Raw genomic sequence first — 20,665 nt, 5'->3', positions numbered from 1 at the left:
AAATAAAAACGCAAGGCTGAAATCCGGTCCCCCGCTCTCTTCAGGCATGGGTGCTTTTGGGATTTCGGGGGGCGAGAGCGTGTGCAGATCGTCATTACAGGTGAAACAGCCCGGATTGGCGGTTCTGTAATGTATCAAGCTGTTGTTACAGCATTGTTGCAAATGTATGGGAGGGTGCCGCCGACTGCATGTAATTGCATGATGTATATTAGTATATAATTCGAGTTAATCTTATCTATACATCAAGTCGATTAGCACTGATTTCCATCAGTAAGTCATTCTCTATGTAATGAGAAACATTTCCCTTTGTAACAATTCGTAACACCCCGTAACACTAGTCTTTTTACGTATTGTTGTGCGGCCTTACGCAAATGATCCTCGCGTAAAAATCGCCTCTTGTCTCTTCAAGACTTAGCCGAAGCTTAAGAAGGCGCGCATTCACCTAATATAATCGGGAGATAAAACGGTGAAGGATCCAAAAAACAAATTTTCCATCAATTTGCCTTTGAAGGGCATTGTTCAGGCTGTCACCGACCTGCCCGATCCGGTGTTTGCCGAAAAGATGATGGGTGATGGTGTTTCCATCGACCCGACAGACAATGTTCTTTACGCCCCATTCGCTGGCAAGATAACTCAAATTCATAATTCACATCATGCAGTTACGCTACAACAAGGCGACGTTGAACTGTTGATGCATATCGGCCTCGACACCGTCGCCCTGAAAGGCCGCGGCTTCGAATTGCACGTCGCTGAGGGAGATCAGGTCGAGCAAGGTCAACCCCTTATCACCTTCGACGTCGACCTCATCGCCCGCGAATGTGTTTCCGTTCAATCCGCAATCGTCATCACCAGCGGTCAGGAAATCACGACCCTCGCTCCTCTCGGCACCGTTCAGACAGACCTCAATCAGGTCGTCTTCACTGTCCCAAGCAGCAATGATCCTCAAGGTACCACCGCTCCGGCGCAGGAAACCGCCACTGAGCCAACCGGCCCAGCCATCACCGGCTCCATCAAGATCCCCAACGCCACCGGCCTCCACGCCCGTCCAGCCGCCCGTTTGGCTGTTGAAGTGCGCAAAGCGGATGCGAAAGTCACCTTTACCGTCAACGGCAAAACCTGCAGCGGCTCTTCCGTAACCGGCATTATGTCTTTGAAAACAAAGCTGGGTGACGAGCTGGAGATTGAAGCTGTTGGTCCAGACGCACAGCAAGTTGTGGCAGATGTTATCGCTGCTGTGAAAGCTGGTCTTGGCGAAGAAATCACCAGCTTCTCCGAGGCTCCGCAGGAAGACGTGATCGAGGAAGCGCCTCTGCTTCAGGTCAAATCCGGCGAAGATGGTGTTCTTATCGGCTTCACCGCCTCTCCGGGCCGCGCTATCGGTAAATTGGTCAAGCACAACAAGGCTCTACCAGAGGTCACTCGCGAAAGCATCGGCCCTGCTGAAGAGCGTGCCGCGTTCAAAGCCTCCGTCAAATCCTCCATCGCAGACCTGCAAAGCATCATCGACCGCCTGAACAACAACAGTCAGGAAGAACTGGCCGAGGTCTTCAACGCCCACATCGAGCTGCTCTCCGATCCGGAACTCTCCGAAAAGCCACTGGCAGATATCGCCAAGGGCCAAGGCGCAGCCTGGAGCTGGAAGCTGGCTTACGAAGCACAGGCTGAAACCCTCGCCAAAATGGACGACCCGCTGCTCGCTGGCCGCGCCGTTGACGTCCGCGACATCGGCCTGCGCGTACTGAAAAAGCTGCTTGGCGTTGATGACGGCGGTGAGATTTTAGAGGAAGGCACCATCCTTCTTCAGGAAGACGTCACACCTTCCGAGATCGTTGCTCTGGACCTCACCAGGATCGTCGGTCTGTGTACCACCCATGGCGGATCTTCTTCTCACGCGGCCATCATCGCTCGCTCTAACGACTTGCCTTACCTCGTCAATGTTGAAGACGCCATGAAGGATCTGGAAGACGGCACTGTCCTTCTTCTGGATGCAAAGCGCGGCAAAATCAAAGTTTCTCCGACTGACGCCGAGCAAGCTGCCTTCACCAAGAAGATCGAAAACGCAGCCAAACAAGCCGAAGAATACCAGCGCGATGCTCATAAACCAGCCATCACCAAAGACGGTTTTCGGGTGGAAATTGCAGCCAACATCGGCAGCGTAGAAGATGCTGAAAAGGCTGTTGCAGCTGGTGCTGAAGCTGTTGGTCTGCTGCGGTCCGAGTTCCTCTACATGGAGCGCCTCAGTGAGCCAACCGAAGAAGAGCAAGCCGAAAAAGTTGGCGCAATTCTTGAGGTTATGGGCAAGGAACGCCCTGTCATCATCCGCACACTGGATGTCGGCGGCGACAAGCCTTTGCCTTACATGCCTATGCCGCATGAAGAAAACCCATTCCTCGGCGTTCGCGGTGTGCGCATCGGCATCGAGCGTCCAAGCATCCTGCGCCGTCAGGTCCGCGCCATTCTCTCTCAGGCGCACAAAGGCCATGCACGCATCATGTACCCAATGATCAGTGCATTAGACGAGCTGCGTGCTGTCAACGCGCTGGTGCGTGAAGAGCAGAAGAACCTTGGTGTTGAGCACGTTGAAGTCGGCATCATGATCGAGGTGCCGTCCGCTGCTCTTATGGCCGACAAGCTTGCACCCGAAGTGGATTTCTTCTCCATCGGCACCAATGACCTCACCCAGTACGTCATGGCGATCGATCGCGGCCATCCGGGCCTCGCATCCCGTGCGGATGCGCTGCACCCAGCCGTTCTGCGCATGATCGAACTCACCGTTCGCGCTGTAGAAGATGCAGGCAAATGGGTTGGCGTTTGCGGTGGTCTTGCCAGTCAGATTGAAGCCGTGCCGATCCTTATTGGCCTCGGCATCAAAGAACTCTCCGTCAGCGTACCTGCTCTGCCGGAAGTGAAACATACAGTTCGCACTGTATCCATGGAGGAGTCCCGCAAGCTCGCGCAAGCAGCTTTGGACTGCGCGGATACCAGTGACGTGAAAGATCTCCTCAAATCACAGCAGTGATGCAGGAGTAAATGTGGGAGTTGGTGTTCCAGTCGGGAATACCTAACAAAATCAGGGGGCATGGCGTGCTCGCACACCATGCAACTCTGGGGGAAAAACAATGAGTACATTCTCAAACGCATTTGGAGCCTTACAGAAGGTTGGTAAGTCCCTGATGCTGCCAGTATCGGTTCTTCCAGCTGCTGGTATCCTTCTCGGCGTCGGCGCAGCTGACCTGCCGTTCATTCCGGAATTCATCAACCACCTGATGGCTCAGGCTGGTGGCTCGATCTTCGGTAACCTGCCAATCATCTTCGCAGTTGCCGTTGCACTCGGCTTCGCCAAAAACGATGGTGTTGCCGGCCTTGCAGCCGTGGTTGGTTACGGTGTTCTTCTTGCAACAATGGGCGTTGTTGCTGAGACACTTGCGATCGAAACCAAGCCGATCCTCGGGATCACCTCCATTGATACCGGCGTGTTCGGTGGCATCCTCGTGGGCGCGCTGGCTGCGTTCATGTTCAACAAGTTCTACCGCATCAAGTTACCGGATTATCTCGGTTTCTTCGCGGGTAAGCGCTTTGTGCCGATCATCACCGCGTTTGCCTGTATTTTCCTCGGTGTTATCCTGTCGTTCGTGTGGCCTCCAATCGGTGGTGCCATCAACGCGTTCTCCCGTTGGGCAGCAGAAGAAAACCCAGAAGTTGCGTTCTTCATCTACGGTGTGATTGAGCGTGCGCTGATCCCATTTGGCCTGCACCACATCTGGAACGTTCCATTCTTCTTTGAAGCTGGTTCCTACATTGATCCGGCAACTGGTCAGGCTGTGACTGGTGAAATCCAGCGCTACCTTGCTGGTGACCCGACTGCTGGTAACATGGCTGGTGGCTACCTCTTCAAAATGTGGGGTCTGCCTGCTGCTGCTCTGGCAATCTGGCACTGCGCGAAGCCTGAAAACCGCACTATGGTTGGCGGTATCATGATCTCCGCAGCGCTGACCTCTTTCCTGACCGGTATCACCGAGCCAATTGAATTTGCGTTCCTGTTCGTTGCGCCAGTTCTTTACATCGCACACGCCATTCTGGCAGGTGTTGGCTACTCCCTGATGATCATGCTCGGCATCAAGCACGGCATGACCTTCTCACACGGTTTCATCGATTACGTTCTGCTTTACCCACTGTCTTCCAACGGCTGGATGTTGGTCGTGTTTGGTCTGGGTTACGCAGCTCTGTACTACGCTGTATTCCGTGTTCTCATTGTAGCCCTGAACCTGAAAACTCCAGGCCGCGAAGCTGCAACTGAAGCCTCCGCAGCTGTTGCCAGCGGCGATGAAGATGCAATGTCCGCAGCGCTTGTGAAAGCCTTCGGCGGTGCAGACAACATCACCAATCTGGATGCATGTATCACCCGTCTGCGTGTCAGCACCGCTGATGTCTCCAAGGTTGATGATGCTGCGTTGAAAGCCCTCGGCGCGCGCGGTGTGATCCGCGTTGGTAATGGTGCTCAGGCCATCTTCGGAACGGCTTCTGAGAACCTGAAGACCGATATGGAGATCTACCTGCAAGGTGGCGGTGCCTCTGCGCAACCTGCTGCCGAGCAAAGTCTCGATGCTGCAGCCATCTTTGGTCAGCTTGGCGGCAAGGATAACGTGGTAGCTGTTGAAGCTGTTGCAAATACCCGCGTACGCGTGGAACTGCGCGATATCGCCGGCGTGTCCATGCCAGAGCTGTCACAGGCTGGTATTCAGGTCATGAAAGCGGGAGACAAAGCGCTCCACCTCATCGTTGGCGACAAGTACACCAAACTCGCCAAGGATCTCTCTGCTCAGATTTAACTGACAGAGACATAAGGTGCCTTTGAAGGTTTACCCTCCTCCCGAACCTTCAGGGGCACCCACCACCAAAAGCAGCACTCCCCGCCCGGCGAGTGCTGCTTTTTTACATTGCCGATCTTTTCTAATCTTCTTTGATAATCAGGCGGTAGGAGAGATGATTAGACATAACTCTTTCAGTAATTCATCAATCGGAATAGATGAGACGAAACAACCTTTTATTTGAGAAAGCACGCAATAAAGTCGCAGGAAGGAACTCGAACCTCAAGAGCCACAATCCGCCCCCAGAACAGCTGTCAGTAGTATGAAATGCAAGATATCCCTCATCGTCAGGACACACTTGATGAGTTGATTTGAAGCGCTTCACTAGGGCGGACATTATCCCTAGGATTGCCAGCCCCTACCAAAATTCTCCGAACACTACATCCAAGATCGCATGGTCTGAGTGTCTTCAAGGAAAGCCAGCGGTAGCCACAGCGAGAACCGTTTTAGTTCGATGGATTGAATCCGGACAACCCTGACCTCACATGGCAAAACTAACGCATTAATTAACACAGATGCACCTGGATAATATTGCGAGTATGTCCATTGCACGCCGGAATACATTCATTTCATCAGTCGATCGCCTCCCTGCTTCTCATTCTGGAGGAAGGAAACAGGGAGGTTGGGTGGGAACTGGTTGTGGCTGATAGTTAGGCGTTAGCTGGGAGTTGGTCTTTTACGAGTTCGGTCCAGAAGCGGGCGCCGGTCATGAGGATGTTGTCGTTGAAGTCGTAGAAGGGTTTGTGGAGGGCTGTGCCGCCTTTTTCGCCTACTTTTCCATTGCCGACGAGAATGTAGCAACTTGGGACTTTGCGTTGCATGTACGAAAAATCCTCTGAGATGGTGAAGGGAGGAGCTTCGCCGTCTACGTTTTCTTCTCCGGCGATTGCTTTGGCAACCCGAACGGCAACGGCTGTTTCCTTTGGCGTGTTGATCGTGGAGAGGAATGTGTTGGTGAACTTATATTTGTATTCAACGCCGGCTGAAACACACTGACCAGCAGCCACTCTTTCGATGGCAGCTTCAATCTTTGCCAGCGCTTCATCAGTAAAGCAGCGGGTGTCGCCTTTGATAGTTGCGGACGATGGAATAACGTTGGTTGTGCCGTTGGTGGTGAACTCCGTCACCGAGATCACGGCAGGTTCATGAATTGAACTCAAATTACGGCTGGTGACCGTTTGCAGGGCCAATATGATCTGCGCGCCAACCACGATTGGGTCAGTGCCCATGTGAGGCATTGCAGCGTGACCGCCTGTCGCGAGGATCTCGATTTCAAAGCCACTTTCCGATGCCATGATCGAGCCCGGATTGGTTACAAAATGGCCTTCCGGAACGCCCGGCAAGTTATGCATGGCGTAGATGGCATCCATCTTGAAGCGGTCAAACAGGCCATCTTCGATCATTGCTTTTGCGCCGACGCCGTGCTCTTCACCCGGCTGAAAGATGAAATAGACCGTGCCATCGAAATTCTTATGCCTGGCAAGCTCATGAGCTGCACCCAATAGCATGGTGGTGTGTCCGTCATGACCACACGCATGCATCATCCCATCGTTTTGGGATTTATAGGCGAAGTCATTTTCCTCGGTGATTTTGAGGGCGTCCATGTCTGCACGCAGGCCAATTGTGCGATCGCTATCACCACATTTAAGCACGCCAACCAAGCCGGTGCGACCGATATTGCGGTGAACTTCAATGCCGAATTCTTCCAGCTTCTGGGCGATGAACTCGGATGTTTTCACTTCTTCAAAGCCAAATTCTGGCATTTGATGCAAGTGCTGGCGCCACGCAATGACTTGTTCTTCGATTTTGCTCATTGAAGTTCCCTTACCTCCTTTAAGAAACTTACAAGGAGGCAGCCCTGGAGCGGCTGCCTCTTCGCTTTATTTGTTTTTATTCGGCAGCTTGTTTGATTGCTGGCACGTCTTCTTCCGCTTGCTTTTCATCAGCAAATTCTGCGCGGAACATCTTGAATGTACTAATCATTGCCACGAAGAGCACAAACATCAATGGCAGAGCGAAAATCAAGCTGATGGACTGCAACAAATCGATACCAGATTTTGTTGCCAGCATCAGTGTCAAAGCCATAGCGCCCTGTGCAATGGTCCACATAACCTTCTGCTTATTGCTTGGGTTCAGGGAGCCATCTTCACTCATGGAGCTGAGTGTGAAGGTTGAGCTGTTCATGGATGTGATGAAGCAGGTGAACAGAGCAATCACAACACCAATGGAGATGACGGTACCGAGCGGGAAGTCTTCCAGCACGATGAAGGTTGCAGCTTTAGAAGACGCTGCTGCAGCTTCCAATGCTTCCGGAGACGCTTCAAGGCCGATTGTGCCGAAGAACGCAACCCAGAGGAAGATACCGAGGCATGGCAGGATCATGGATCCAAGGATGAACTCACGGACTGTGCGGCCTTTGGAGACACGCGCGATAAACGGACCAACAAACGGTGCCCAGGCGATTGCCCATGCATAGTAGTAAATTGGCCAGCCACCGATCCACGAGGTTTCTTTATCCGCAGCGAAGGTTGGCAACATTAACGCATCAGTAAAGAAGTCGTTCATGTAGTTACCCATTGTATCAAAGTAAACATTGATCATCTGGGTGGTTGGGCCAAGCGCTCCGACGAGTACAATCAAACCAACAAGAAGGTAGGCGTTGTAATCGGAAAGGATCTTGATGCCTTTTTCAAGGCCTGTGGTGGTGCACAGAATGGTGATTACTGTGATCGCAGCAACAAGGATGATTTTTGTCAGCGGGCCGTCCGGCGTGCCGATCAGGTAAGAGGAGCTGATGGACAGGGAAAGGCCAGTTTGACCAAGAGAGGTAGAGATACCTGCGATGGCGCCAAACACACAAACCAGATTGATCAGTTTGCCCCAGCCACCATTTGCTTTATCACGGCCCCATGGGAGCAAAATGTTACTGATCAGGCCGCTTTCGCCTTTACGGTACATCAGATAACCGAGGATCAGACCAACCACGGAGAATGCAGCCCAGGCCTGAATGCCCTGGTGAATGAAGCTCTGCTTCATCGCAAACTCAGCTGCTGCAGGTGTTTGTGCAGCAATACCGGTTGTCTCTAACGGGTTCATGTAGTGGTAAACTGGCTCTGCAACACCCCAATAGAGCATTACGGTACCCATACCAGCGGAGAACAGCATCGCAATCCATGAGAAGGTGCTGAATTCTGGTCTGGAGTCATCCGACCCAAAGCGGATGTTACCGTATTTACTGAAGGCGAAGAAGAACATCACCATGACATAGGCAAAGGAGCCCGCCATGTAGATCCAACCGAATTTATCGGTCAGATAGTTCATGGTGCTTACACCGACATTAAACAGTTGATCCGGGAACAGGATGCCTGACAAAACCACGACAACAATGAATGTCATCGTGCTGGCAAAGAGCATCTTACCTTGTTTTAGTTGTTGTACAGCTTGGTTACTCATAACTCTCCCCTGAGTTAACCGCTACAGCGCTAAGGATAAACAATGCCGAAGCAATTTATCCTGACTGCATAGGAGGGAAGCCGTCTCCCTGCCCCGAGGGGACGGCTCATGCTTGTTATTTAATGATGATCATTTCCGGTGCTGCGCGCTCAGTGAGCCACTCTGCACCGTCTTCTGTGATGACGATGTTTTCTTCATGAACCATCTGCTTACCTGGCGCGTAGTTCATGCCCGGTTCCAAAGTCAGAACCATACCTGGCACTAGCAAAGTATTGTCGGTTGCTGTGTGAGATGGGCGCTCTGTCAGCTCCATGCCAAGGCCGTGGCCAATGCGGCCTACATCATTGCCAAGAGCACCGGCAGCTTCCAGGACACTCCACATTGCATTGTAGATGTCTGTAGTCGTGTTGCCCGGCTTGGCAGCTTCAAAGCCCTTGGTCGTTGCTTCCCATGTTGCGCGATAGGCAGCAAGTGTCTCTTCACTTGCAGAGCCAAACGCCCAGTTGCGGTCAAAGTCTGAGAAGTAGCCATCTCTGACTGCGCCTGTGTCAATGATGAGAACATCACCGTCATTCAATGCGCGGTCAGTTGGGCCCATGATGATGCTGTCATATCCATCAGGGCCGGACCCTGCGATAATGTAAGGACATTCATCCGCACCTGCACTCAGCATATCAATTCTGAACTGTTTGCAGATTTCCCGCTCGGTCATTCCAGTTTTTGCGTAGTTTGGAATGAGGTCGAAGGCTTGATTGGTGATACGGCAGATTTGGCGGGTCTTGCTGATTTCAGCTGCGGATTTGATCTGGCGAAGATTGTGAATTGCAAGCGCAACGTCAACAAATTCTGATTCAACCTTGTCACGTAGTTCCAGGAAGTTGTTTGTTGGCATACGCAGGTAGGATTCAATCCCAAGCGTTGCACCCACACGACCGTACTTTTTAGGCAGGTCATTCATGGCCTTGGCAACCAGAGAAATGCCATCGTCCTCAGGGCATGGTGATGCCCAGGTACGGATATCATCGATCCATGTTGCCGCCATTCCAGTGGCGCCAATCTCTGGAATAACCGCGATTGGCTTGCCTTCAAGAGGCACAATCAGAAACCATGGACGTGTTGGACTGTGCCAAAACTGAGTGAAGAAACCAGAGAAGTAGCGGACATTGGGTTCTGTCGTGAAAAGGACAGCGTCCACTTTTTGCTCATGCATCACCTTTTGCAGGCGTGCTGTCCGGCTTTCAAATTCTGAAACTTCAAAGCCCCTCAAAGAAAACTCTGACATGATGTGCTCCCGTTTTATGACAGAGTGGCCGGACCCGAAATTGCAAATTTGTGAACGCAAATGGGTTCAACCAACCTTTGAGTTACATATTTAATACAATATCATTTCAGTCAACAATATTAGACTGTAATAGGCATTCATACATATATATTTCTAGATTTCCGTCCTCTTTAGTGGATAAAATATCAGTACCATTACGCATTTCGGCTCAAAATTAGCATTTACAGTTAAATGAAGTGAACTTTTCATTGCAAACACCGGGAAACGTGGTTACCAACACAAGGAACCTATTACGTATTCAGGCGAGCTTTGAGAAAACAGCTATGATCAACCTCAATGACTTCACAAATGTAGAATGTCTCTTTGAAGATGATGATGATCGTCTTGCAAACTACTTTCGCATTGCAGAAACAGTCGCGGATTTGATCGGGCCACACTGTGAGGTTGTGGTGCATTCTCTCAAAAACCTGGAAACATCTGTTGCCAAGATCGTCAACGGACACATGACGGGTCGGACGATCGGGTCTCCCATAACAGACCTCGGTTTGAAGATGCTGCGGGTTTATCAGGAGACAGGCAATCTGACACCGAAAGCCTACTTCACGCATAATGCTGAGGGACAGCTGCTAAAATCAGCAACGACGATTATCCTTGGCGCTTCAGGCAAACCGATTGGTTTGTTCTGCCTGAACATCAATCTATCCCTGCCCTTCTCAGAGATCATCAGCACGTTCACTCCAGATGCTGCTGAGGTTGCAGAGAAAACAACACCAGAGCGCTTCAGCACCAACTCAACTGAGGTCATTTTGGGTGCCTTGGAACAGGCGATCAGAGATGTGGAGGCAGACCCATCGGTGACACAAAAAGCCAGCAACAAGGCTGTCACCAAACTGCTTCTTGAACGCGACATTTTCGAGTTCAAAGAAGCAACCGTGCTTGTGGCGGAAAAACTCGGGATCACGCGACATGCCATCTACAAGTACATCCGAGAATCAAAAACTCAGATCACTAGCAAAGAGTAAGTAAAATGAAAAAGTTAGTTGCTACAGAAAACGCTCCAGCTGCAATCGGACCGTATTCTCAGGGAACTGTTTTAGAGAACCTCGTTTTCACCTCTGGCCAATTGCCGCTTGATCCAAAAACAATGGCATTCCCTGAAGGTGGCATCACCGAGCAGGCCAGAATGTCACTGGCCAACTTGAAGGCTGTGTTGGAAGAGGCTGGTGCTGGTATCGACAGCGTGGTGAAAACCACATGTTTCCTCGCTAAAATGGAAGACTTTGCAGCGTTCAACGAAGTTTACACGGAAGTCTTTGGCACTGAAGGTGCACCTGCGCGCTCTTGCATCCAGGCAGGCCGCCTGCCGAAAGACGCGCTGGTTGAAGTCGAAGCAATCGCGTACGTCAAGTAAGCTGCACGACACTCCTGTTGCTGCGCTCTGAGATAGAGTTCCCCACTCTCTTCGAGCGCAGCTCTCCTCCCCTTGCCCAAGCTGTTGAAGAGACCAAGATGCTTAAGATACGCAGCAATCGTTTCCGCACAGGTGAAACCAGTCCACTGTTCACGACTGAAGTTGCAGAGAAAACGCGTGAGTTTCATAGTCAGATCCAAGGTTATGAACCAACTCCCCTCACCAGCCTTCCCGCCTTAGCAAAGGTGCTGGGCGTCAAGGCGATTTACGTGAAGGATGAGTCTCATCGTTTCGGACTAAATGCCTTTAAGGTGCTTGGTGGCTCCTATGCCCTTGGTCGCTTGCTTGCGAAGAAGCTTGATCTCGATATTTCGGAAATCGACCTACAGACTGTTTCTCAAAAGTTTGAGCGCCCTATGGTCTTTACAACAGCAACTGCTGGCAACCATGGGACCGGTGTCGCATGGGCTGCGCGCGCTATGGGACAAAAGGCTGTTGTTTACATGCCCAAAGGTTCACCTCAGTCAGCTGTCGAGCGCATCCGGGGTTTGGGTGCAGACTGCATTGTGACCGATGTGAACTACGATGACACCGTTCGACTAGCGAATAAAACAGCGGAAGAGAACGGCTGGGAGCTTGTTCAGGACACTGCCTGGGATGGCTACGAAGAGATACCAACCTGGATCTCCCAGGGTTACATGACGATGGCTGGAGAAGCAGCTGACCAACTCGCCAAGCTGGACGATGCTCAACCAACTCACGTTATGCTTCAGGCTGGTGTCGGAGCTATGGCAGGCGGTGTTCTGGGCTATCTTGCTGATGCGTACGGACCTGAGAACTTCACGTCTGTGATCAGCGAGCCGCGCGCTGCAGATTGCCTTTATCAATCTGTTTCCAGCGAAAATGGTGAGATGACTGCGGTTGAGGGTGACCTGACTTCCATTATGGCTGGTCTTGCCTGCGGCGAACCAAATCCGATCACATGGCTAATCCTAAGAGACTGCGGCGATCACTTCATCTCAGCCACAGATAACATTGCCGCCACCGGCATGCGCATTCTTGGTAACCCACTCAAAGGGGACCCTGCGATCACAGGCGGCGAGTCCGGTGCTTTGAACATCGGCCTGCTTTACGCGATGAAGTCAAAAGCAGAGTACGCCGAACTGGCACAAAAAGCTGGTATCAACGAAGAGAGTGTTGTGTTGATCTTCAACACCGAGGGCGACACCAATCCTGAACGTTACAGAAAAATCGTCTGGGAAGGCGCCTTACCTCTTTAACCGCTTATGAACCCAAACAGGGCCGTTGCTCTGTTTGGGTCTTCCCTTAAAGCGCCGCGAGCACCAGAACCTCGATTTTGTAGTGAGGTTTCGCCATACGGGCTTCGACGCAAACTCGTGTTGGGGCTGCGTTGAGATCAGCGACCCACTCATCCCAGACGTTATTCATCCCATCATATTCACGCATGTCTGCCAGCCAGATCTGGACGGAAAATACGTTTTCACGAGTTGTCCCTGCCTCAGCAAGCAAGCTGTCGACTTTTGCGAAAACGTCTTTTGACTGTTCGGCGATGTCACCTTCAACCAGCTGAGACACCTGACCTGCCAAGTGAACGACATCATTGTGAATTGCGATTGCAGAAAAGCGCTTTGAACCGCCTAGTTTTTTGAGTTCTGAGCTCATTTTTACTCCAGTTTTTATCAGTCAGCGTGTTCATCAAACACCTGATCTCTTGCATTGGATTTCGTGATTTTGAGATTTAGGAGCAACGGCTGGTTAGTCGTTGTCTGTCAAACCAGCTCCAGCTCCACGTAGGCGGGATGCTTCTGTCGCCGGAGCAAAGGTTCGCTGTGCAAATGCTCCAAGCCGCATCCAACATGCATCCCCAACAACCGCTCTATGGATAGGTTTGCTTTGCGAGAGCATTTGTGCTGGCGCTGAGCATTCAACTCGTTTGGCGTGAGAAGATAAAATTGCCTCAGAATTGCCCTGAACGCAGAGTTCCTTGCCGTTGGTAACCATGCGCGTACCTTCCCACTCCACAGCAACTGGCTGACCAAGACGAAGGGCTGCACCGGACGCGAAAGGAACAACCAGCAACGGGTAGTCAACTTCCAGCATTGTTATGATATTGCCCAGCTCCATTTTGATCGCACAGTCACTCATCGCTGCGCCTGCAATGAGTGGGCTTAGCCTGCCCGCTGGAGCACGCCAGATGCCTTGAAGTGCCACTGGAGACAGATCAACCGCTGGCAGCCTGTCATTCAAATCTAAGAGTGAGACCAGCAAATCCGGTCCAGGAAATCCAAAGGACGCGAGCCAGCGCGTTCCTTTGGCGGCCTCCTCACATAAGCCCCATGGCAACCCTGCACCGCGAGAAGCACGCTTGCACATCGCTTCGATTTCATTGAGAGAATAACTCATCTAGTTGCCTCTGCTCAGTGCTGGATAGACCCAGAAATCATCAGATTGTGACGCCAACTCCTCCGGATAAGGCGCGTTTGCATACATGTTGATGCGTACCCAACGATCAGAGCGCGGATCGAATTGCACTGCGCCGAAAAAGGCGAGTTTACATCTCAGCATATCGATCGGCAGAACATCGCTTGCAATCGTATTGTCGCGGATTTCAGCATAGGGTGCCTGATTGACAATCTGAGCGCGGCGAACGATGTGACGGTATTCAGGATGCCTCAGCAGAAACTGAGCGATGTTTTTGTCTTCTGGCCAGTGGCCCAGAGCATGATAAAGCGCAGCTGCATCTCGTCCGGGCGCTAAAGGTTGCTCGTATTCTTCAATCGGCTCTTCAAAGCGTTCACCCAGACGTGGCTCCAGCTTCTCCTCTGAGACATACCAGGCCTTTGCTTTGTTCTGCTGATCACTCCAATCAATTTCCAATGCCCAACCATAGACCCGTTCAAGAACTTCTCGCAGATCCTGCAGTGTCATCGCTCCAGCAATGCGGAATGTTGGCGTGTTGTCAGCGGCCATGGTGTTTGCAAGATCATCAACAAGTGCCCCATAAGGCTCCAGCATCAAGGAAGTCAGGCACTCCTGCCCTTCCAGAGATAGTTCCTTTTCTGCCCAGGTATTTAGCTGTTTCCAAGGGTGATCACTTGCATCAGAGATGTTTTCGGCCTGCTGCTGCAACGATACAAGGTCACGCTTGAGCCCTTCAGTCTTTTCAGATTGGATCTGATGGTCCGTTGTCCAGGACGCAGTCAATAAAATGCTGCGCGCCAACAACTCACGAAAGAGTTCAATCTCTTGTTCACTTGCCCGAGGGAGTGCACGTACGCGTGCAGCCGCTTGTTCCCGCGCAGCAATCCAGTTGTTAAACAGTACAGGGTGATTGAGCAGAAATGGCGCCATTCCGAGGCCAGTTGAATTCCCAATGCCCATAGAACGGGCGATAGCAGGATCCAACTTTACAGCTTTTTCTCCCCCCTTCATTCGCGCCATATACTCGACAAGGTCGCGCACAAAAGCGCGTGTCAGAAAGACGGAAAGCATCTCCACCTGGAACGGACTTTGAAACTCAGGACGGTCCGCGATCATTTCGCGATCCGCCGCCCCAAACTTGCCTGACCCATAAACAGCGGTGGTGCGCATGAGATAGCCGACGGCTTCGATCTTTTGGAGATCCGGCTGCTCTCCCTTTGCCAGAGCCGTTACAATGTGCTCCCACAATCGCGCCGAACGGTTGGCGCGTGACAGTGATAGTTCTGTCTCACAAATGCGCCCAGCCTCTTGCAAAGGTACGTTGCGAGAAAGACGTTCAATATCCTCAGAGGTTGGAATACCGTCAAAAAGAGTGAACGTAGCGTCCCAGGCATCGGCAATCACACGATCTGACCGTTTCTCAGCTGGAAGATCATGCGAGAAGGCAACAAGAGAGTAGGTTCGGTCCGGACCATGAGCGCAATAGACAGCGTGCCTAACACCGCATTCATCCATTTCAAAGACAGGTCGGTCAAATCGCCAATTTTCATTCTGCATGCGTCTTAGAAGAATACGCATGAAGGATAGGCGCGATTGATGGATTGAACCGAGCCGGCTCAACTTCATCACCTTATCAGGTGAACGCAGTTGGATTGCATCGGTTTCGCAAACACTCATAATCATCTCATCCTCTGGACAATCCGAAGCTTAAATTGCCCGAGCCATATTGGATATATGTGCTCGGGCAATATGCTTAGCTGTCTCTTCCTTTCGCTATTGTGATGCGCAATGCATCCCAAAGTGACGGAATGAGTAGCAAGGATACTGGTACTGCGGTGATGACGATAAAGCTTTGCAACTTTGAGACGCCGCCAGACCCTACTGAAATCAGGATTATTGCCATCATGCCCATTGCAATGCCCCAGAACACACGAACTGCCATAGATGGTGTTCCGCTCTTGGACATGGTGACAGAGATGACGTAGGTCATAGAGTCACCTGTTGTCGCTACGAAAATCGTTGTCAAAACCAAGAAGAGGAGAGAGACAAAGAAGCCGAGCGGCAGCTGCTGTGTAATCGCCAAGAGTGCAGCTGGAAGGTTGAAACCTTCAAAAGCAGTCGCAATAGAGCCAGCCTGCTGAAGTTCAAATGCAATCCCAGAACCACCAACAATGGTGAACCAGAAGTTTGTGACAATTGGCGCGACAATGGACAGCATGATCACGATAGAGCGAATGGATCTACCACGAGATACACGCGCGATGAACATTGCCATCAACGGGCCATATCCCATGAACCAGCCCCAGAAGAACACAGTCCACCAGCCAAGCCAACCCGGCTCACCAAAGACACCAGCTTCACCGCGGTAAAGCGCCATGCCGAAGAAGTTGCCAAGATATGTTGCAAAGCCTGAGAAGAAGCTGTTGAAGATGAAGGCTGTTGGGCCAGCGAGCAAGACGAAAAGCAGCAGACCGGCAGCCAGAATGACATTCAGGCGGCTCAGAAGCTGGATACCTCTGGAAAGACCGGAGATGGCTGAAATCGTATAGAGCGCGACCAGGCCAGCAATCACAACAGCTTGTGTTGTAAACCCATCTGGAATGCCAAACAGATCACTCAGACCGTAACTGACTTGCAACCCTAGGAAGCCAATCGGACCCACGGTTCCAGCAACCACAGCAATGATACTTGACGCATCTGCTATGAGGCCAATTGGACCGTTGATCGCTTTGTCACCGAATACCGGGTAAAGCAATGTCCGCGGGGCGAGTGGTAATCCCTTTTCATAGTGATAATGCATCAGCATGACGGTGCTCAATGAGCCAAGGATCGCCCAGGCCAAAAAGCCCCAATGCATAAAGCTTTGTGCCATGGCTGCATCCACGGCAGCATCCGTGCCGGCTTCTGCGCCAAACAGTGGAGGCGATGACAGGAAGTGTGCCATTGGCTCACCCGCAGCCCAAAAGACGCCACCACCTGCCAACAGGGTGCACATGATCATTGCGCCCCACTGGAAGACAGTAAACTCGGGCTTTGCAAGGTTGCCCATGATCGCCTTACCGCCCGGCAATACACAAAGGATCAAGCCCAGAAGAAACGTTGACAGAAGCAGTACCTGCCAAAACAAGCCGAAGTATGTTGCTGAAATATTGAAGCCCCAATCAACAAATGCCGATAATACATCGAGATTGATGAGTGCGACTAAGCAGAAGAGCACGATAAAGCCACCTGTAATCGCAAGCAGCGGCATATTGGTATCGTTCGTATCCTCTACAGATTGCTTGGTAATGTCCGTCATGTTTCCCTCCCTGGTGACGGCAATGCAGCATGTTCAGTTAAGCTGAACAGTTCTTCTTCAACTCCAATGGGGGTGAGTTAAGCAGCCTCTTTTCGGCTGGTGCTGCGTGAAAACTGCTTTCGTAAAAGCAGTACCAATTTCGGCCCATGATCCCTGCAGTTTCCTCCTCATTGAAACCGACAGTTCGCAAACCTCTTTCAAGGTTGCCAAAATCTTTGTTGTTCTCGAACCATTTAGGCATTGGCGGGAAACCCGGTGCACTCGCCGAGCCCTCGCCATAGTCCGTCTCTTTTGTCCAACGCCCCATGCGCATCCATTCCACGATGCTATCTGGCTGGTCCTGGCAAAGGTCAGAGCCTACTCCCAAATGCTGCGCACCAAACTTTTCTGCGGTCCGCGCAATCATCGTGCAGAAGCTTTCAAGCGTGCACGCCGATTTGTCTTTGAGGTGATGCGGATAAAGCGAGAAGCCCAGCATTCCGCCATTTTCTACGACAGCCCGAATGACATCATCTTTTTTGTTGCGCAGCGCAGGCGCCCAATCAAACGGATTGGCATGCGTGATTGCGATTGGCCTTTCAGAGTAATCCGCAGCCTCAATCGTTGACCGATCGGCAGAATGGCTCATATCCACAACAAGCCCGACCCGGTTCATCTCCCTGACAACCTGTTTGCCCATCCGGGTGAGGCCGGTATCTTCAGCTTCATAGCAACCTGTGGCAAGCAACGACTGGTTGTTGTATGTCAGCTGCATGAACCGTGCACCAAGGCGGTGCACAATCTCAACGAGGCCGATATCGTCTTCAATCGGGCTTGGGTTCTGGAACCCAAAGAGGATTGCTGTGCGATTGGTTTCGCGTGCAACATCAATATCAGCGGCCACATAAGCGGGCATAATGAGGTCAGAGTATTGCTCAAACCAGCGGTTCCACTGCTCAAAATTGAGCACTGTCTCGCGAAAATTCTCATGATACGCGATCGTTACATGAACAGCGTCTAATCCCCCCGCCCGCATTTGCCGAAAGATTTTCTCAGACCAGTTGGCATATTGAAGATTGTCGATCCACATCACACAGGAACTCCGGATGAGATGTAGGAGGTTTTGACGATGGTGTAGAAGTCCTTCGCGTGGGAGCCCTGCTCTCGTGGGCCGTATGAGCTGTCTCCACGACCACCAAATGGAACGTGATAGTCGGTGCCAGCTGTCGGTAGATTAACCATCACACACCCAGTACGCGCGTTTCTACGGAAATGGGTTGCCCTTGCGAGGTTTTGCGTCACGATGCCCGAAGTCAGTCCGAAGTTGGTGTCATTGACTATCGCGAGAGCTTCATCATAACTGCCAACCTTAATGACTGCCGCCAATGGAGCAAACATCTCTTCACGGTTGATTTTCATGGAGTTGGTCGAGTTCAGGAAGACACCGGGAGACATATAGAAGCCCTGTGTTGGCATCTCCAGACGTTGTCCACCACATGCGAGCTCTGCACCTTCGGATTTACCAAGCTCCACATAGGCCAGATTTTCGTTGAGCTGCTGCTCAGAGACAACCGGACCAATCTGAGTACCCGCCTGCAATGCATGACCAACCTTCATGGCTTTTGTGCCAGCAATGAACTTCTCAACAAACGCGTCATGAATGGCTTCGTGGACAACCAGACGGGAAGACGCTGTACACTTCTGACCAGTTCCGCCAAACGCACCACCGATTGCTAAAGTTGCAGCCAGATCAAGGTCAGCATCATCCATAACAGCAAGAGCGTTTTTGGAGCCCATTTCCATCTGAACTCGCGTGAAGTTCTGAACAGCAGCAGATGCAATGCCCCGGCCTACCGGAACAGACCCTGTGAAGGAAATTGCATCAACTTTCGGGCTCTCAACCAAACGTTGGCCGATGTCACGGCCAGATCCCATAACCAATGAGAAGAGGCCTTTGGGTATGTCTTGTCGCTCAATAATCTCTGTCAGTGCAACCGCAGAGGCTGGTGTCAGGTTTGCTGGTTTCCAGACAACTGCGTTTCCAAATGCGAGCGCTGGTGCAATCTTCCAGGACGCTGTTGCTGTTGGGAAGTTCCACGGAGAGATAACTGCAACAACACCGACCGCTTCTCGGCGAACATCAACCTCAATTCGGTCCCGCACAGAATCTGCGTTTTCGCCAATCTGACGTAATGTTTCAGCTGCATAGTAGGTGAAGAACTGACCCGCTCGGTAAACCTCTCCTTTACCCTCCGCGAAAGGTTTGCCCTCTTCACGAGAAAGCAGCGTACCGAGTTCCTCCGCACGCGCCATCATCTCAGTCCCAATCGCATTCAGCACGTTGTATTTGCGCTCAATGCCATAAGCAGCCCATTCCGCCTGAGCAATGCGTGCCTGGTCCAAGGTCGCTTCCAGCTGACCAGCGGATGCCTGCGCAAACAGACCAACAAGATCACTCAGATCCGATGGGTTCCGGTTCTCAACTTCGCTTGTGCCAGCGGTCCAGTTTCCTGCAATGAGATTCAGTTGTGTGTCGACCATGTGATCTGCTGCCTATTCGCCCGTAGAATTACTGAGCAGACTATGGACACATGATGCAATTTCAGTCAAAATCAAACTTCTGTAATTTGTTTCAGGAAAATTGAAATGCAGATCAAGATTGAGATGCTTCGTTGCTTCGTTGCAGTTGCGCGAACCGGCAACCTTAGTGATGCAGCCGAGGTTCTTGGGCGCACACCTTCAGCGCTCTCCATGATGCTGAAACAACTGGAAGAAAATCTAGGACAATCTTTGTTTGAGACCGATCGTAAGAACCGGCTCTCAGCGCTTGGATCTTTCGTTCTGGAGCAGGCAGAGCGGGAGCTTTATCAATTTGACGGCATGGTGCAGGATATTGTGAACTTCGCAAAAGCAAAAAGCGGAAAAGTGCGATTGGCTGCTGTGCCATCCGTTGCAAACACAATCATGCCTGAAGTCATCGCCCAATATCTCTCTGCGCGCCCAGACGTTCACATCGAGCTCCGAGACATGGATTCTGCGTCCATCCTGCGCGAGCTGGCAAAAGACCGGATTGATTTGGGCATTGCCTCTACACAGGGGCACGCCACTTCATTCCACACTCAAACTCTCTTCTCAGATCGCTTTGGTATTCTTTGCCACAAGTCGAGTAAGCTCTTAAAGTTAGGAGACAAGCTGCGTTGGGCTGACCTTCAACACGAACGTCTGATTGCCAACAATCTCTCTCAATCTATCCATATCCCCGACTGCCAACAACTCCACGCAAACGCGGGCCTAAAAGTACACAACATCACATCTTTGATGGCTATGATCCGCAATAAAGTCGGCATCACGATCCTCCCCGAAACCACCGTACAAATGCCCAACTCAGAAGAAATCAGCTTCATCCCCCTTCCCGAAACCAACATCCAACGCGAGATCCAACTCATCCGAAAATCCGACACCCCACCATCTCCGGCAGCACAAGAACTGGAGCGGGCGATTTTGATGTTTGTGAAGGAAAGAGGATGACTGATCTTGGTAATTAGAGTTCATCGCTCAAATTATCCAAGTTCGCTCATTAGCAGCCGCAACACACTGCAAAAGCTTAAACTTCGGCTTTGAGACTCGTGTGCCGGGAGCTGCACTGCAGATACTCAAGCAAACATCCAAGTTCATCTCAGTATAAGATCTTGCTCTCAAAACATGAGTGAGAGACAACCGTTGGCTCTTGAAGGAAGAGTTACAAAAGGAATGCAATGGTCAGAGTGTACCCAAGCATTTCCCCATCACTGAAGAGCCTTCAGACTGTCCGTCGTCAAAGATAGTTGGACAAAATTGGCTTTCGATTAGTGGAGTGTCTGGCCCAATTGCGTGTTGATGTTAAGCGGCTTGTGCGTGGTAGCGCAAGCGTCGGTTTTGAATAGTTCTGCGTT

15 protein-coding genes are annotated in these 20,665 nt (G+C 51.4%); 6 read left to right on the top strand and 9 right to left on the bottom strand.

Annotated features, from left to right (window positions below):
- Window positions 1–466: 466 nt before the first annotated feature.
- On the top strand, window positions 467–3,019 hold the full coding sequence (ptsP, locus tag PsAD46_RS09320; protein ID WP_063292232.1) for a phosphoenolpyruvate--protein phosphotransferase: 2,553 nt from the start codon (window positions 467–469) through the stop codon (window positions 3,017–3,019).
- A gap of 100 nt (window positions 3,020–3,119) precedes the next feature.
- Window positions 3,120–4,829, top strand: coding sequence for a PTS glucose transporter subunit IIBC (ptsG, locus tag PsAD46_RS09315; protein ID WP_057464597.1), 1,710 nt, complete (start codon window positions 3,120–3,122; stop codon window positions 4,827–4,829).
- Between the two features lie 689 nt (window positions 4,830–5,518).
- On the opposite strand, the gene PsAD46_RS09310 is transcribed toward ptsG, so the two are convergent.
- The 3 genes from PsAD46_RS09310 to PsAD46_RS09300 all read right to left on the bottom strand — a co-directional run bounded on the left by PsAD46_RS09310 (window position 5,519) and on the right by PsAD46_RS09300 (window position 9,603).
- Entirely contained in the window at window positions 5,519–6,682 is a 1,164-nt protein-coding gene (locus tag PsAD46_RS09310; RefSeq protein WP_057464580.1) for a M20 aminoacylase family protein, read from the bottom strand.
- 76 nt (window positions 6,683–6,758) lie between these two features.
- Window positions 6,759–8,321, bottom strand: coding sequence for a BCCT family transporter (locus PsAD46_RS09305; RefSeq protein WP_208981750.1), 1,563 nt, complete (start codon window positions 8,319–8,321; stop codon window positions 6,759–6,761).
- A 115-nt stretch (window positions 8,322–8,436) separates the two neighbouring features.
- Entirely contained in the window at window positions 8,437–9,603 is a 1,167-nt protein-coding gene (locus tag PsAD46_RS09300) for a Xaa-Pro peptidase family protein (RefSeq protein WP_063306663.1), read from the bottom strand.
- Between the two features lie 323 nt (window positions 9,604–9,926).
- Between PsAD46_RS09300 and PsAD46_RS09295 the strand changes: the two genes are divergently transcribed.
- From PsAD46_RS09295 to dpaL, 3 genes are all read left to right on the top strand, one after another.
- Window positions 9,927–10,625 carry a PAS domain-containing protein gene (locus tag PsAD46_RS09295; protein ID WP_014283993.1) on the top strand — a complete coding sequence of 233 codons (699 nt, stop codon included), beginning with the start codon at window positions 9,927–9,929 and terminating at the stop codon, window positions 10,623–10,625.
- A 5-nt stretch (window positions 10,626–10,630) separates the two neighbouring features.
- Window positions 10,631–11,014, top strand: coding sequence for a RidA family protein (locus PsAD46_RS09290; protein ID WP_057464574.1), 384 nt, complete (start codon window positions 10,631–10,633; stop codon window positions 11,012–11,014).
- 98 nt (window positions 11,015–11,112) lie between these two features.
- On the top strand, window positions 11,113–12,294 hold the full coding sequence (gene dpaL, locus PsAD46_RS09285) for a diaminopropionate ammonia-lyase (protein ID WP_063306820.1): 1,182 nt from the start codon (window positions 11,113–11,115) through the stop codon (window positions 12,292–12,294).
- 46 nt (window positions 12,295–12,340) lie between these two features.
- Here dpaL and PsAD46_RS09280 read toward each other — a convergent pair whose 3' ends face one another.
- The 6 genes from PsAD46_RS09280 to PsAD46_RS09255 form a co-directional block, all read right to left on the bottom strand.
- On the bottom strand, window positions 12,341–12,697 hold the full coding sequence (locus PsAD46_RS09280) for a RidA family protein (protein WP_063306662.1): 357 nt from the start codon (window positions 12,695–12,697) through the stop codon (window positions 12,341–12,343).
- A gap of 93 nt (window positions 12,698–12,790) precedes the next feature.
- Window positions 12,791–13,438: a DUF3726 domain-containing protein gene (locus PsAD46_RS09275; protein WP_063306661.1), complete on the bottom strand. Its 648-nt coding sequence runs from the start codon at window positions 13,436–13,438 to the stop codon at window positions 12,791–12,793.
- Window positions 13,439–15,133, bottom strand: coding sequence for a hypothetical protein (locus PsAD46_RS09270; protein ID WP_244273189.1), 1,695 nt, complete (start codon window positions 15,131–15,133; stop codon window positions 13,439–13,441).
- A 76-nt stretch (window positions 15,134–15,209) separates the two neighbouring features.
- Window positions 15,210–16,754, bottom strand: a complete 1,545-nt coding sequence (locus PsAD46_RS09265) for a BCCT family transporter (protein WP_063292238.1) — start codon at window positions 16,752–16,754, stop codon at window positions 15,210–15,212.
- A 37-nt stretch (window positions 16,755–16,791) separates the two neighbouring features.
- Window positions 16,792–17,823: a membrane dipeptidase gene (locus tag PsAD46_RS09260; protein ID WP_063292239.1), complete on the bottom strand. Its 1,032-nt coding sequence runs from the start codon at window positions 17,821–17,823 to the stop codon at window positions 16,792–16,794.
- Window positions 17,823–19,274, bottom strand: coding sequence for an aldehyde dehydrogenase family protein (locus PsAD46_RS09255; protein WP_063292240.1), 1,452 nt, complete (start codon window positions 19,272–19,274; stop codon window positions 17,823–17,825). Before PsAD46_RS09255 ends, PsAD46_RS09260 begins: the two co-directional genes overlap by 1 nt.
- A 105-nt stretch (window positions 19,275–19,379) precedes the next feature.
- Between PsAD46_RS09255 and PsAD46_RS09250 the strand changes: the two genes are divergently transcribed.
- Window positions 19,380–20,261: a LysR family transcriptional regulator gene (locus PsAD46_RS09250; RefSeq protein ID WP_063292241.1), complete on the top strand. Its 882-nt coding sequence runs from the start codon at window positions 19,380–19,382 to the stop codon at window positions 20,259–20,261.
- Window positions 20,262–20,665: the final 404 nt, after the last annotated feature.

It is taken from the genome of Pseudovibrio sp. Ad46, assembly GCF_001623065.1.
Taxonomy (GTDB): domain Bacteria; phylum Pseudomonadota; class Alphaproteobacteria; order Rhizobiales; family Stappiaceae; genus Pseudovibrio.
This window is presented reverse-complemented; position numbering and strand designations above follow the sequence as displayed.